We start from the raw sequence: 14,161 nt of genomic DNA, 5'->3' as shown, positions 1-14,161 counted from the left end.
GGCACACGTCCCCCTCACCCCGCGGTCACCGCCCTCCACGCGGCGGTCCGCCCACCCGTACGAGCACCAGGACCGGCGAACCACGTGAGCTCCACCTCCTCCCCCAGGCGCCTGACGCACCCCTCCGTGCGCCAGGGGGCCCGTGGTGCGTACCGGCTGGTGCGCACCGCGCCGGCCGAGGTGGAACCCCCTCGTCTCGACGCGGGACAGCGCGCGGTGGTCGACCACGGGAGCGGTCCGCTTCTCGTCCTCGCGGGCCCCGGTACGGGCAAGACGACCACGCTCGTCGAGTCCGTGGCCGCCCGGATCGAACGCGGCGGCGACCCGGAGCGGATCCTGGTCCTCACCTTCAGCCGCAAGGCGGCCGTCGAGCTCCGCGACCGCATGGCACTGCGCATCGGGGCCGCGCGTGCGCCCCGGGCCACCACGTTCCACTCCTTCTGCTACGCCCTGATCCGCGCGCACCAGGACAGCGACCTCTTCGCGGAGCCGCTGCGGCTGCTGTCCGGCCCGGAACAGGACGTGGCCGTGCGCGAGCTGCTCGCCGGCCAGCCCGACCTGGAGCGGCTGGGCCTCGCCCATGTGCGCTGGCCGGACGAACTGCGCGCCTGTCTGACCACGCGCGGCTTCGCGGACGAGGTCCGCGCGGTCCTCGCCCGCAGCCGGGAGCTGGGCCTCGGGCCCGACGCCCTGGAGGCCTTCGCCCGGCGCATCGGCCGCCCGGACTGGGGCGCTGCGGCCGCCTTCCTCGCCGAGTACCTCGACGTCCTCGACATGCAGGGAGTGCTCGACTACGCGGAACTGGTCCACCGCGCGGTGCTCCTCGTCCGCCGCCCCGAGGTGGCCGAGCGGCTCGCGGCGCAGTACGACGCCGTCTACGTGGACGAGTACCAGGACACCGACCCCGCCCAGGTGCGGCTGCTGCGCGGGCTCGCCGGCGGCGGGCGCACCCTGGTGGCCTTCGGTGACCCCGACCAGTCGATCTACGCCTTCCGCGGCGCCGACGTGAACGGAATTCTGGACTTTCCCGACGCCTTCGCGCGCGTGGACGGCCGCCCGGCCCCGGTCGAGGTCCTCGGCACCTCGCGCCGCTCGGGCGCCGAGCTGCTCGCCGCGACGCGCCGGCTCACCCAGCGCATGCCCCTGACCCGGCTTCCGGCCCAGAAGGTGCGCGCCCACCGCGACCTGGCCCCGGTACGGGAAGGTGGCCAGGTCGAGGTCTACACGTACCCGACGTCCGGCACGGAGCTCGACAACATCGCGGACATCCTGCGCCGCGCGCACCTGGAGGACGGTGTTCCCTGGGGGGAGATGGCCGTCCTGGTGCGGGCCGGTTCCCGCACGATCCCCACCATCCGGCGGGCCCTCACCTCGGCGGGCGTGCCCCTCGACATCGACGGCGACGACCTGCCCCTGCGGTACGAGCCCGCGGTCGCGCCCCTGCTGACAGCGCTGCGGGCGGTGGCCCGCGCGGAGTCGGAGACGAGCGGGGGCGGGGCGTCTGTCGCGGGCGCGCCGTCCGCTGCTGCCGACGCAGACCCTGGTGCCGACGTCGACCCGGGCGCCGAGGCAGCCCTGGGTGCCGAGATCACTCCCGAAGCCGAAGCCGAAGCCGAAGCCGAAGCCGAAGCCGATGTCGACCCGCGCGCCGAGACCGATTGTGACGCCGACGCCGATGCCGACCCGAGTGCCGTGACCGGTCCGGATGCCGACGGACCCCAGGAGGACGCGGACACCGCCGGTGCGCGGGTCGCGTCCTGGCTCGACACCGAGACCGCGCTCACCCTCCTCGCCTCGCCGCTCGCCGGCATGGACGCCGCCGACCTGCGGCGCCTCGGGCGCGCCCTGCGCGAGGAGGAGCGCGCCGGCGGCAACCTCGTACCGCCCCCGTCCGACGTCCTGCTCGCCCGCGCGCTGGCCGAGCCGGAGCGGCTCGTCGCGCACGATCCCGCGTACGCCCGGGGCGCCCAGCGTCTCGGCGCGCTGCTGCGCAAGGCGCGTGAGCGTCTCGCCGGCGGCGGAACGGCCGAGGAGGCCCTCTGGGACCTGTGGGACGGCACACCCTGGCCGCAGCGTCTGGAGCGGGCCGCCCGGCGCGGCGGCGCGGCCGGACGCAACGCCGACCGGGACCTCGACGCCGTGTGCGCGCTGTTCGCGACCGCCGAACGCGCGGAGGAGCGCACCGGCGGCCGTGGCGCCCTGAACTTCCTGGAGGAGATCGACGCCGAGGACATCGCGGCCGACACCCTCACCCGCAGGGCCGTCCGCCCCGAGGCCGTACGCCTGATGACCGCGCACCGCTCCAAGGGCCTGGAGTGGCGCCTCGTCGTCGTCGCCGGCGTCCAGGAGGGCCTGTGGCCGGACCTGCGCCGTCGTGGCTCCCTGCTGGAGGCCGACCGCATCGGGCGGGACGGACTCGCCGAACCGCTCACCCCCGGAGCACTCCTCTCCGAGGAACGCCGGCTGTTCTACGTGGCCGCCACGCGCGCGCGGGAACGGCTCGTCGTGACCGCGGTCAAGGCACCGGCCGACGACGGCGACCAGCCCTCCCGCTTCCTCACCGAACTCGGCGTCGAGCCCAAGGACGTCACCGGGCGCCCGCGCCGCCCGCTGGCCGTCGCCCCGCTCGTCGCCGAGCTGCGCGCCACCACGGTCGACCCGCGCGTCTCGGACACCCTCAGGCAGGCCGCGGCCCGCCGCCTCGCACGCCTTGCCGCGCTCGCCGACGAGGACGGCCGCCCGCTGGTCCCCTCCGCGCACCCCTACCGGTGGTGGGGCATGTACGAGCCGACCGAGAGCAAGGTCCCGCTGCGCGACCGCGACCAGCCCGTCGTGCTCTCCGGCAGCGCGCTCGACCAGCTCGCCAACACCTGCGCCCTCCAGTGGTTCCTCGGGCGGGAGGTGAAGGCCGACGCGCCCGCGACCGCCGCCCAGGGCTTCGGCAACGTCGTGCACGTCCTCGCCGACGAGGTCGCCTCCGGACGTACCCCCGCGGACCTCGACGTCCTCATGGAGCGCCTCGACTCCGTGTGGAACGCGCTCGCCTTCGACGCGCCCTGGAAGTCCGCCCAGGAGAAGCAGCACGCGCGCGTGGCGCTCGAACGCTTCCTGAAGTGGCACGTCATGGACCGCACGAGCCGTACCCCGGTGGCCAGTGAGCACGACTTCGACGTGACCCTCGAAGCGGGCTCCTACGAAGTACGCATCCGCGGCTCCATGGACCGTGTCGAGGCGGACACCGAGGGCCGTGCCTACGTGGTCGACTTCAAGACCGGCAAGCAGGCGCCGAGCGCCGCCGAGGTGACCCGCCACCCGCAGCTCGCCGTCTACCAGCTCGCCGTCGGCGAGGGCGCGGTCGACGACGTCTTCGACGGCGTACGCCCCGAAGCGGGCGGCGCCGAGCTCGTCCAGCTCCGCCAGGGCGCCGCCAAGAAGGACGGCGGCGAGAGCCTCCCCAAGGTGCAGGCGCAGGAGCCGCTGGAGGGCGAGTGGGTCGGCGACCTGCTCGCCAACGCCGCCGGCAAGGTCCTCGACGAACGGTTCTCGCCGACGACGGGACAGCACTGCACACACTGTTCCTTCCAGGCCTCGTGCAGCGCCCGGCCGGAGGGCCGACAGGTGGTCGAGTGACGGGCGCCGCACCGGCCCCGAGGCCGTGACGTTGACGCGTGACGCAGAGCACCACATGTGCTGACCTGCGGTTCTTTCGCCCCGGTGGCCGATGTGGCCACCGCTGTCAGTGGACGCGGCTAGCCTCTGCGACATGCCCGCCCGTATCACCGACCCCGAACAGCTCAAAGAGCTCCTCGGCATCCCGTTCACCCCGGAACAGACGGCCTGCATCACCGCGGAGCCCGCCCCGCAGGTGATCGTGGCCGGGGCCGGTTCGGGCAAGACCACGGTGATGGCGGCCCGCGTGGTCTGGCTGGTCGGCACCGGACAGGTGGCCCCCGAGCAGGTGCTCGGCCTGACCTTCACCAACAAGGCGGCGGGCGAGCTCGCCGAGCGGGTCCGCAAGGCGCTCGTCAAGGCGGGAGTCACCGACCCGGACGTCATCGACCCCGACAACCCGCCCGGCGAGCCGGTCATCTCCACGTACCACGCCTTCGCGGGCCGGCTGCTGACCGACCACGGACTGCGCATCGGGCTCGAACCGACGTCCCGGCTCCTCGCCGACGCCACCCGCTACCAGCTCGCCGCGCGCGTGCTGCGGGAGGCGCCAGGCCTGTACCCGGCCCTGACCCGCTCCTTCCCGGACCTGGTGGGCGACCTCCTGACCCTCGACTCGGAGCTCGCCGAACACCTCGTGACGGCCGAGGACCTGCGCGCCCACGACGCCGAGCTGCTGCGCACCCTGGAGGGCGCGCGCCTCACGAACGCGGATCTGCGCAAGGTCCCCGAGGCCGCCGCAGCCCGGCGTGAACTCGCCGAACTGGTGGGCCGCTACCGCGCGGCGAAACGAGAGCGCGACCTCCTCGACTTCGGCGACCAGATCGCCAGCTCCGCCACGCTCGCCCGCACCCGCCCCGAAGTCGGGGAGATCCTGCGGGACGAGTTCCGGGTGGTCCTGCTGGACGAGTACCAGGACACGTCGGTGGCCCAGCGGGTCCTGCTCGCCGGACTGTTCGGCGGCGGCACCGGGCACCCCGTGACCGCGGTCGGTGACCCCTGTCAGGCCATCTACGGCTGGCGCGGCGCCTCGGTGGCCAACCTCGACGACTTCCCCGAGCACTTCGCGCGTCCCGACGGCCGCCCCGCGACCCGCCAGTCGCTCAGCGAGAACCGCCGCAGCGGCGGCCGCCTCCTCGACCTCGCCAACGGTCTCGCGGAGCCGCTGCGCGCCATGCACGCGGGCGTGGAGGCCCTGCGGCCCGCCCCGGGGGCCGAGCGGGACGGCCTGGTGCGCTGCGCGCTGCTGCGCACCCACGCCGAGGAGATCGGCTGGCTCGCCGACTCGATCGCGCATCTCGTGCGCACCGGGACCGCACCCGCCGAGATCGCCGTGCTGTGCCGCACCGCCACCGACTTCGCCGAGATCCAGGGCGCGCTCGTCGCCCGTGACATCCCCGTCGAGGTCGTGGGCCTGTCCGGTCTGCTGCACCTGCCCGAGGTGGCCGACCTCGTGGCCGTCTGCGAGGTTCTCCAGGACCCGGGGGCGAACGCCTCCCTCGTCCGGCTCCTCACCGGTCCGCGCTGGCGCATCGGCCCGCGCGACCTCGCCCTCCTCGGGCGCCGTGCCCGGCTGCTCGTGTCCCACGCGCGCGTGGGCGCCGACGACGATCCCGACCGCAGGCTCGCCGCGGCCGTCGAGGGGGTCGACCCGGCCGAGGTGATATCGCTCGCCGACGCTCTCGACACGTTTCTGGAGACGCCGATCGGGGCCGCGGGGGACGACGACGGGCTGCCCTTCTCGCCGGACGCGCGCGTGCGGTTCGCCCGGCTCGCCGCCGAACTGCGTGACCTGCGGCGCTCGCTCGCCGACCCGCTGATGGACGTCCTGCACCGGGTCCTCGCGGTCACCGGCCTGGAGGTGGAGCTCTCCGCGTCCCCGCACGCCCTGGCCGCCCGCCGCCGCGAGACCCTGTCCAACTTCCTGGACGTCGCCGCGTCCTTCGCGTCCGGCGACGGCGAGGCGAGCCTGCTGGCCTTCCTCGGCTTCCTGCGCACGGCCGCGCAGTACGAGAAGGGCCTGGACAACGCCCTGCCCGGCGGCGAGAACACCGTCAAGGTGCTCACCGCGCACAAGTCCAAGGGCCTGGAGTGGGACGTCGTGGCCGTCCCCGGCCTCGTCAGCGGCACCTTCCCCAGCGGCCAGGGCCGCGAGAAGTGGACCGCCCAGGGCAAGGTCCTGCCCCACCGGCTGCGCGGCGACGCCGACACGCTGCCCGACGTCCAGAGCTGGGACGCCAAGGGCATCAAGGCCTTCCAGGAGGCCATGAAGGCCCACCAGCACACCGAGGAACTGCGCCTCGGCTATGTGACGTTCACCCGCCCCCGTTCCCTGTTGCTCGGCTCCGGCCACTGGTGGGGGCCCTCCCAGAAGCGGACGCGCGGCCCCTCGGACTTCCTGGACGCCCTCCATGACCACTGCGTGGCCGGACACGGCGAGATCGAGGTGTGGGCGGACCGGCCGGCCGAGGACGAGGAGAACCCGGCCCTGCGCGAGGCGGCGGCCGACCACGCCTGGCCGCTCCCGCTCGACGACGCGGCCCTCGCCCGCCGCCGCGCGGCGGCCGAGACGGTGCTCGCCCACCTGGAGAAGGTCGCGTCCCACGACGAGGCCCACCCGGGCGCCGACGCGCACCCGCGCACGCCCGCCCACGACCCGGGCTCGTACGACGACCCGGAATGGCCGCCGCCGCCCGACGACGACCTCCCGCCCTTCGACGAGCACGAAAAGTACGACGCGTACGACGAACGCGACGCGTACGACGAGGACGGCGAGGGCGCCCTGCCCGAGGACCCGTTCTCCGAGGACGCGGCGGACGACTGGGACTCCTGGACGACGCGGCGGCCCGGAGACCGTCCGGCCGGCTCCGGGCACGGACGTCCGACGGTCCCGCACCAGGCACAGGCCCCCTCCGCCCGCCCGCACCCCCGGGAGGCCGGGAGCGAGCGCCTCACACCCGAGGAGGCCCGCACCCTGGCCTCCTGGGACCGTGACCTGGACGCGCTGACCGGGGAGCTCCTGCGCGCCCGCGAGACCGTCACCCACGTACCCCTGCCGGCCTCGCTCACCGCCTCCCAGCTGCTGCGCATGGCCGCCGACCCGGACGGCTTCGCCCAGGAACTCGCGCGCCCCATGCCGCGCCCCCCGCAGCCCGCGGCACGCCGGGGCACGCGCTTCCACGCCTGGGTCGAGTCCCGTTTCGAGGAGCTGCGGCTGCCGATGCTGGACCCCGAGGACCTGCCCGGCAGCGAGGCGGAGATCGCCGACGAGCACGACCTGCAAGCCCTGAAGGACGCCTTCGAACGCAGTCCCTACGCGCACCGCACCCCGTACGGCGTCGAGGTTCCCTTCCAGCTCTCGATCGCCGGCCGGATCGTCCGCGGCCGGATCGACGCCGTCTACAGGAACGGCGAGGGCGAGGGGACGACGTACGAGATCGTCGACTGGAAGACCGGCCACGGACGCACCGCCGACCCGCTCCAGCTCGCGTTGTACCGCCTGGGCTGGGCCGAGCGGCAGGGAGTGCCCCCGGAATCCGTCACGGCCGCGTTCCTCCACGTCCGCGACGGCGAGATCGTACGACCGGAAGGGCTCCCGGGCCGCGCGGCACTGGAGCGGCTGCTCACCGAGGACCCGGGCGCACACGGCGAGCTTCCCGGAGAACCACCGGACGAACACGCCTCTGTGGGCGGATAGGCTCAGGAACATGAGCAAGCCCGTTGACAACGCCGTCAGCACCGTCCGTACGTACATCGAGACCCACCGCGCCGCCTTCCTCGACGACCTCGGTCAGTGGCTGCGCATCCCCTCGGTCTCGGCTCAGCCCGAACACGCCGCGGACGTGGCACGCAGCGCCGACTGGCTCGCCGCCAAACTCCGGGAGACCGGCTTCCCGACCTGCGAGGTCTGGCCGACCGCGGGAGCCCCGGCCGTCTTCGCCGAGTGGCCCTCCGACGACCCCGAGGCGCCCACCGTCCTCGTCTACGGACACCACGACGTGCAGCCGGCCGCCCGTGAGGACGGCTGGGACACCGACCCCTTCGAGCCGGTGATCCGGGGCAACCGCCTCCACGCGCGCGGGGCCGCGGACGACAAGGGCCAGGTGTTCTTCCACACACTCGGCGTCCGCGCCCACCTCGCCGCCACCGGGCGCACCACCCCCGCCGTGCACCTCAAGCTGCTGATCGAGGGCGAGGAGGAGTCCGGCTCGCCGCACTTCCGCGAACTCGTCGAGGAGCGGGCGCGGCGGCTCGCCGCCGACGCCGTGATCGTCTCCGACACCGGCATGTGGTCGGAGGACACTCCGACGGTCTGCACGGGCATGAGGGGCCTCGCCGAGTGCGAGATCGTCCTCCACGGACCCGAGCAGGACATCCACTCGGGATCGTTCGGCGGAGCCGTGCCCAATCCCGCCACCGCCATCGCCCGCCTGGTCGCGGCCCTGCACGACGAGCACGCGCGCGTGGCCGTACCCGGCTTCTACGAAGGCATCGTCGAACTCACCGACCGCGAGCGCGAACTCTTCGCGGAGCTGCCCTTCGACGAGGAGCGGTGGCTGCGTACCGCCCGGTCGACGGCCACCCACGGGGAGGCCGGACACACCACCCTGGAGCGCGTCTGGGCCCGCCCGACCGCCGAGGTCAACGGCATCGGCGGCGGCTACCAGGGCGCGGGCAGCAAGACGGTCATCCCGTCCTCGGCCATGGTGAAGCTCTCCTTCCGGCTCGTCGCCGGACAGGACCCGGACCACATCGAGAAGGCCGTACGCGCCTGGGCGGCCGAGCAGGTGCCCGCGGGCATCCGGCACGAGATCACGTTCGGGGCGGCCACGCGCCCGTGCCTGACGCCACTGGACCACCCCGCCCTCCAGTCCGTCGTACGCGCCATGGGCCGGGCCTTCGATCAGCCGGTCCGCTACACCCGCGAGGGCGGCTCGGGGCCCGCGGCCGACCTCCAGGAGGTCCTCGACGCCCCCGTGCTCTTCCTGGGCATCTCCGTGCCCTCCGACGGCTGGCACGCCCCCGACGAGAAGGTCGAACTCGACCTCCTCATGAAGGGCGTCGAGACGACCGCCCACCTCTGGGGCGACCTGGCCGAGAACTGGCGCGAGACAACCTGAACAAGCCGCAGCGCGACGCCGAGAGCGCACCGCACGACCGTCCTGCTGGACCGCCCGCCGAAATATCCGTTCCACCGGGGGAGTTGGAAGCATCCGTGACCACCTGGACCGACCACAGCGCCGACCGTCCCATCTCGCTGACCGCTCCGAGCGGCATCGACCGAGCCGCCCACCACCGGCTCGACGAGGCCTGGCTCGCGGCGGCCTGGAGCCACCCCACGACCCGTGTCTTCGTGGTCTCCGGCGGTCAGGTGCTCGTCGACGAGACGGCCGACGGCAGTACCGAACTGCTGATGACACCCTCCTTCGAGGCACCGCTCACCGAGGCGCACCGCTACTTCCTGGGCACGGACGACGACGGGGTGAGCTACTTCGCGCTCCAGAAGGACACGCTTCCCGGCCGCATCGACCAGTCCGCCCGGCCTGCCGGCCTGCGTGAGGCGGGCCTGCTGCTTTCGCCGCGTGAGGCGGGCCTGATGGTGCACGCCGTCGGCCTGGAGAACTGGCAGCGCACCCACCGCTTCTGCTCCCGCTGCGGCGAGCGCACCGTCATCGCCGCCGCCGGACACATCCGCCGCTGCCCCGCCTGCGGTGCCGAGCACTACCCGCGCACCGACCCGGCCGTGATCATGGCCGTGACGGACGACGACGACCGCATCCTGCTCGGCCGGCAGGTGCACTGGCCCGAAGGCCGCTTCTCCACCCTCGCGGGATTCGTCGAGCCCGGCGAGTCCATCGAGCAGTCGGTGCGCCGCGAGGTCTTCGAGGAGGCCGGGGTCACGGTCGGCGAGGTCGAGTACGTCGCCAGCCAGCCCTGGCCGTTCCCCTCCAGTCTCATGCTCGGCTTCCGGGCCCGCGCCACCTCGTCGGAGATCGACGTCGACGGCGAGGAGATCGAGGAGGCCCGCTGGTTCTCCCGGGACGACCTCAGGGCCGCCTTCGAGTCCGGTGAGGTCATGCCCCCCTACGGAATCTCGATCGCCGCCCGCCTGATCGAGCTCTGGTACGGCAAGCCCCTGCCGATCCGAGGCCACAGCGCCTGACACCGTCCCGGACATGACGAATGCCCCTCCGGCTAGCTCACCGGAGGGGCATTGCCGTGCGCGCGGGGGCTCAGGCGGTGAGGGCCTGCTTCACCTGGGCGAGACTCGGGTTCGTCATGACGACCTCGGCGCCACCGGCCGCGACCACCAGGACCGTCGGAACCGTCTGGTTGCCGCCGTTCGCCTTCTCGACGAACGCCGCGGACTGCGGGTCCTGCTCGATGTTGATCTCGTTGTACACGATGCCCTCACGGTCCATCTGGCTCTTGAGCCGACGGCAGTAGCCGCACCACGTGGTGCTGTACATCGTCACAGTGCCCTGCATGTCTCATGCGCTCCTTCACGGCTGGCGGGTGGCTGGTCGCTGCAAGTGGAACGCAGGTCACCCGGTCGCCATTCCCGCGGGGGGTATCCGGGCCCTCCCTCCGGCACGTGACGCTCGCCGCAGCCGTGCCGCACCGCAGGTGAGGACGGTCGCGGCGGGGGAGGGGCGGGGCACCCGGGCCTGGCCGAAAGACGACCCCGGAACAGGCGGCGGAGGTGATGCTCACCGCATTCGTACGATCGCAGCCGCCTCCCTGTGGACAACCGGCTCACCCGTCTCCGCCGACCTGGCAGCATGGCTGTGTGACAGCAGCAACGCACTCCACCCTCTTCCCGCAGGTTCCGGACACGGCCGACGCGGTGCTCGACGGGCTCGACCCCGAGCAGCGCGCGGTCGCCACCGCCCTGCACGGTCCGGTGTGCGTGCTGGCGGGAGCCGGCACGGGCAAGACGCGGGCGATCACCCACCGCATCGCCTACGGGGTGCGCGCGGGGATCCTCCAGCCCTCCAGCGTGCTCGCGGTCACCTTCACCAACCGCGCCGCCGGAGAGATGCGCGGACGGCTGCGCCAGCTCGGCGCCGGAGGCGTCCAGGCCCGCACCTTCCACTCGGCCGCGCTGCGCCAGCTCCAGTACTTCTGGCCGAAAGCCGTCGGTGGCTCACTGCCCCGGCTGGTGGACCGCAAGATCCAGCTCGTCGCGGACGCGGCGGCCGCCTGCCGCGTCCGCCTCGACCGGGGAGAGCTGCGGGACGTCACCGGCGAGATCGAGTGGTGCAAGGTCACCCAGACCATCCCCGCCGACTACGCGGCGGCCGCCGCCCGGGCCGGCCGCGATGCCCCCAGGGACCCGGCCGAGACCGCCAAGATCTACGCGGCGTACGAGGACCTCAAGCGCGATCGCGCGGTCATCGACTTCGAGGACGTCCTGCTGCTGACCGTCGCCATCCTCCAGGACCGGCACGACATCGCCGAGCAGGTCCGCTCCCAGTACCAGCACTTCGTGGTCGACGAGTACCAGGACGTCAGCCCGCTCCAGCAGCGTCTGCTGGAGCTGTGGCTCGGCGAGCGGGACAGCCTCTGCGTGGTGGGCGACGCCAGCCAGACGATCTATTCGTTCACCGGGGCGACCCCGGACCACCTTCTCGACTTCCGCACCCGCCACCCCGGGGCCACCGTCGTCAAGCTCGTCCGCGACTACCGCTCCTCGCCCCAGGTCGTCCACCTCGCCAACGGCCTGCTCTCCCAGGCGCGCGGCCGGGCCGCCGAGCACCGCCTCGAACTGATCTCCCAGCGGCCGCCGGGCGCCGAACCCGTCTACGCCGAGTACACCGACGAGCCGGCCGAGGCCGAGGGCGCCGCCCGGCGCATCCGCGACCTCATCGCCTCGGGCGTCCCCGCCGCCGAGATCGCGATCCTGTTCCGCACGAACTCCCAGTCCGAGACCTACGAACAGGCCCTCGCCGACGCCGGTGTGCCCTACCAGCTGCGCGGAGCCGAGCGCTTCTTCGACCGCCCCGAGGTGCGAAAGGCCGGCTCGGCCCTGCGCGCCGCGGCCCGCTTCGGCGGCAACGACTCGCTCCTCGACGACGTCGTCGACCTGCCCTCGCAGGTCCGCGCGGTGCTCTCGGGCGAGGGCTGGACCGGCAACCCCCCGGCCGGTTCGGGCGCGGTCAGAGAGCGCTGGGAGTCCCTGGCCGCCCTGGTGAACCTCGCGCAGGACTTCGCGATCGCCAAGACCGGCGCGACACTCGGCGATCTGGTGGCCGAGCTCGACGAACGGGCGAGCGCCCAGCACGCCCCGACCGTGCAGGGTGTCACCCTCGCCTCCCTGCACTCCGCCAAGGGACTGGAGTGGGACGTCGTCTTCCTGGTGGGTGTCGCCGAGGGCATGATGCCGATCACCTACGCAAAGACCGACGCGCAGATCGAGGAGGAGCGCCGCCTCCTCTACGTCGGTGTCACCCGCGCCAGAGAGCAGCTGTTCGTGTCCTGGGCGCTCGCCCGCTCGCCCGGAGGCCGCGCGGGCCGGCGCCCCAGCCGGTTCCTCGACGGTCTGCGTCCCGGGTCCGTCGCCACGGCGGGCACCCGTTCCGGCGCCCGCTCGGGAGGCATCGAACGCGGCTCCGCGAGGACCGGCGTCACCGCCCTGCGGCGCACGAGCCGCAGCCCCGCGCGCTGCCGGGTCTGCGGCCGCACGCTCACCGACGCCGGTGAGATGAAGCTGATGCGCTGCGACGGCTGCCCCTCGGACATGGACGAGGGTCTGTACGAGCGGCTGCGGGAGTGGCGCGCGGTACAGGCGGAGCGCAGCGGGCAGCCCGCGTTCTGCGTCTTCACCGACAGGACGCTGATGGCGATCGCCGAGAGCGCGCCGGACGAGGAGGGCGAGCTCGCCCGGATCCCCGGGGTCGGTGTCCGCAAACTCAACCGCTTCGGAGCCGACGTTCTGGCCATCTGCGCAGGTCGGGAGGTCGCCGAGCACGGTGAGGGCAACTGATTGAAACTCGTCGGGAAAATAGTTTGCGCATGCCCCGGCAATCCCCATAGGTTCTTAACCACGGCGGCAGCGGCCTTCTCGAAGGCCCTGGTTCCGTGCTGTACTTAATATCCGTCGGACCGGTTCGCCCGGTCCCCCAAGACGCCGAGAGGAGGCGATTCCAGTGATCAGCATCGACACCAGCTCCTTCAACACCGTGAAAATGACCGATCCCTCGGTCGTCGTCTCCATGTGCTCGCTCGGCGTCTCGAACCTGGGCACCGGTCTGTCCGGCGGCATCACCGCCGTCCGGCCGGCGTCCTCCGTGTCTCTCGTGGGTCTTCCCATTCGTGAGCGCAATGAGCGACCGATCCAGGCACTGGAAGCGGCAGTAGTGGCAGAAGCACATGCCTATGCCTTTGCGGCAGCCGGTGCCGGATCCCTGAAGCAGACGCAGCAGCACCACACGATGTGGGCCTTCCGTGGGCCTGAACCCTGGAGTGATCCAGCCTGATCCACCATCAGGCCGGCGCCTTCAGGGCCGCGGAACCCCACCCGGGATCCGCGGCCCTTCTGTTTGTCCCCGACCGGGGACGGCGGAGCGAAGGGGCCTCGGGACAAGAAAAGACCCGGTACCAGCCGCCAACCGGCCGACCCAGGCCGGCACGACCAGACGAGGAAGACGAACCGTGCAACTCGAAGCGCACGCCCCGTCCGTACCGCCTTCCGAAACGATCTCCCCGCCCGGCCTCACGGAGGACTCCACCTTGATCCCGCTCACTGCGCTCACCGCGCTCGACGACGCCATCGAGAACCTCGGCGTACCCGTCCCCTGCCGTTCCTACGACCCGGAGGTCTTCTTCGCCGAGTCGCCGGCCGATGTCGAGTACGCCAAGTCTCTCTGCCGCACCTGCCCGCTGATGGAGGCCTGCCTCGCCGGCGCCAAGGAGCGGCGTGAGCCCTGGGGCGTCTGGGGTGGCGAGCTCTTCGTCCAGGGTGTCGTCGTGGCCCGCAAGCGGCCGCGTGGCCGCCCGCGCAAGAACCCGGTCGCGGCATGAACATCCGAGGAACGATCGACCGCCCCCTGACGCACGACCCCAAGAAACAGGCCCCGATGAAGCCGTTCACGAGCGAGCCCGCAGGCTCCGCGACCACAGACTTCGCCACCACCGGCGCGAACGACTCGCGTCAGAACAGGACCCGAGAGATGCAACTCATCCCAGAAGCCCTGGCTCGTGCGCATATGCACGAGCGACTGCACCAGGCCGAGCGGGAACGTCAGGCCGTGCGCCTGGCGACCGCTCGCCGCATGCAGCGCCGGGCCGAGCGCGCCTCGATGCGAGCCCGGCGCGCGCTGGCCATGGCGGTCATGCAGTAATCGGCGCACACAGCCGTAGCAGCCGTTGCAGTCGCAGCACTGACAGGCATTGACAGGCATTGACCCTGGCGGGGGCCGGTCCGAACGGACCGGCCCCCGCGGTGCGTTACAGCGCGCGAACCGCCGGACGCGGGGATATCGTCGCCAGA

The 14,161-nt window shown here is 72.9% G+C and carries 9 protein-coding genes; 8 read left to right on the top strand and 1 reads right to left on the bottom strand.

The genetic code is table 11. The features are described 5' to 3' along the window. Positions 1-84 precede the first annotated feature (84 nt). The 4 genes from ACZ4AA_RS05145 to nudC all read left to right on the top strand — a co-directional run bounded on the left by ACZ4AA_RS05145 (position 85) and on the right by nudC (position 9,832). On the top strand, positions 85-3,630 hold the full coding sequence (locus ACZ4AA_RS05145) for an ATP-dependent helicase (protein ID WP_467595564.1): 3,546 nt from the start codon (positions 85-87) through the stop codon (positions 3,628-3,630). A gap of 133 nt (positions 3,631-3,763) precedes the next feature. Beyond that, on the top strand, positions 3,764-7,366 hold the full coding sequence (locus ACZ4AA_RS05140; RefSeq protein ID WP_467595562.1) for a UvrD-helicase domain-containing protein: 3,603 nt from the start codon (positions 3,764-3,766) through the stop codon (positions 7,364-7,366). 10 nt (positions 7,367-7,376) lie between these two features. Next, complete coding sequence (locus ACZ4AA_RS05135; RefSeq protein ID WP_467595558.1) at positions 7,377-8,789, top strand: dipeptidase; 1,413 nt, start codon at positions 7,377-7,379, stop codon at positions 8,787-8,789. Positions 8,790-8,884: 95 nt separating this feature from the next. Then, a complete protein-coding gene (gene nudC, locus ACZ4AA_RS05130) occupies positions 8,885-9,832 on the top strand; it encodes an NAD(+) diphosphatase (protein WP_467595552.1) in 948 nt (315 codons plus the stop codon). Positions 9,833-9,902: 70 nt separating this feature from the next. Here the strand turns inward: nudC and ACZ4AA_RS05125 are convergent, their stop codons facing one another. After that, on the bottom strand, positions 9,903-10,157 hold the full coding sequence (locus tag ACZ4AA_RS05125; RefSeq protein ID WP_467595549.1) for a mycoredoxin: 255 nt from the start codon (positions 10,155-10,157) through the stop codon (positions 9,903-9,905). 218 nt (positions 10,158-10,375) lie between these two features. Between ACZ4AA_RS05125 and ACZ4AA_RS05120 the strand changes: the two genes are divergently transcribed. From ACZ4AA_RS05120 to ACZ4AA_RS05105, 4 genes are all read left to right on the top strand, one after another. Further along, positions 10,376-12,655 carry an ATP-dependent DNA helicase UvrD2 gene (locus ACZ4AA_RS05120; protein ID WP_467595544.1) on the top strand — a complete coding sequence of 760 codons (2,280 nt, stop codon included), beginning with the start codon at positions 10,376-10,378 and terminating at the stop codon, positions 12,653-12,655. A 163-nt stretch (positions 12,656-12,818) separates the two neighbouring features. Then, positions 12,819-13,148: a hypothetical protein gene (locus ACZ4AA_RS05115; protein ID WP_467595541.1), complete on the top strand. Its 330-nt coding sequence runs from the start codon at positions 12,819-12,821 to the stop codon at positions 13,146-13,148. 175 nt (positions 13,149-13,323) lie between these two features. Beyond that, a complete protein-coding gene (locus ACZ4AA_RS05110; protein ID WP_355763875.1) occupies positions 13,324-13,692 on the top strand; it encodes a WhiB family transcriptional regulator in 369 nt (122 codons plus the stop codon). Then, on the top strand, positions 13,689-14,012 hold the full coding sequence (locus ACZ4AA_RS05105) for a hypothetical protein (RefSeq protein WP_467595537.1): 324 nt from the start codon (positions 13,689-13,691) through the stop codon (positions 14,010-14,012). Before ACZ4AA_RS05110 ends, ACZ4AA_RS05105 begins: the two co-directional genes overlap by 4 nt. The last annotated feature ends 149 nt before the right edge of the window (positions 14,013-14,161 follow it).

It is taken from the genome of Streptomyces sp. NPDC024698, assembly GCF_055559015.1.
Note: the sequence above shows the minus strand (reverse complement) of the source record. Positions and strands in the feature narration are given on the sequence as shown.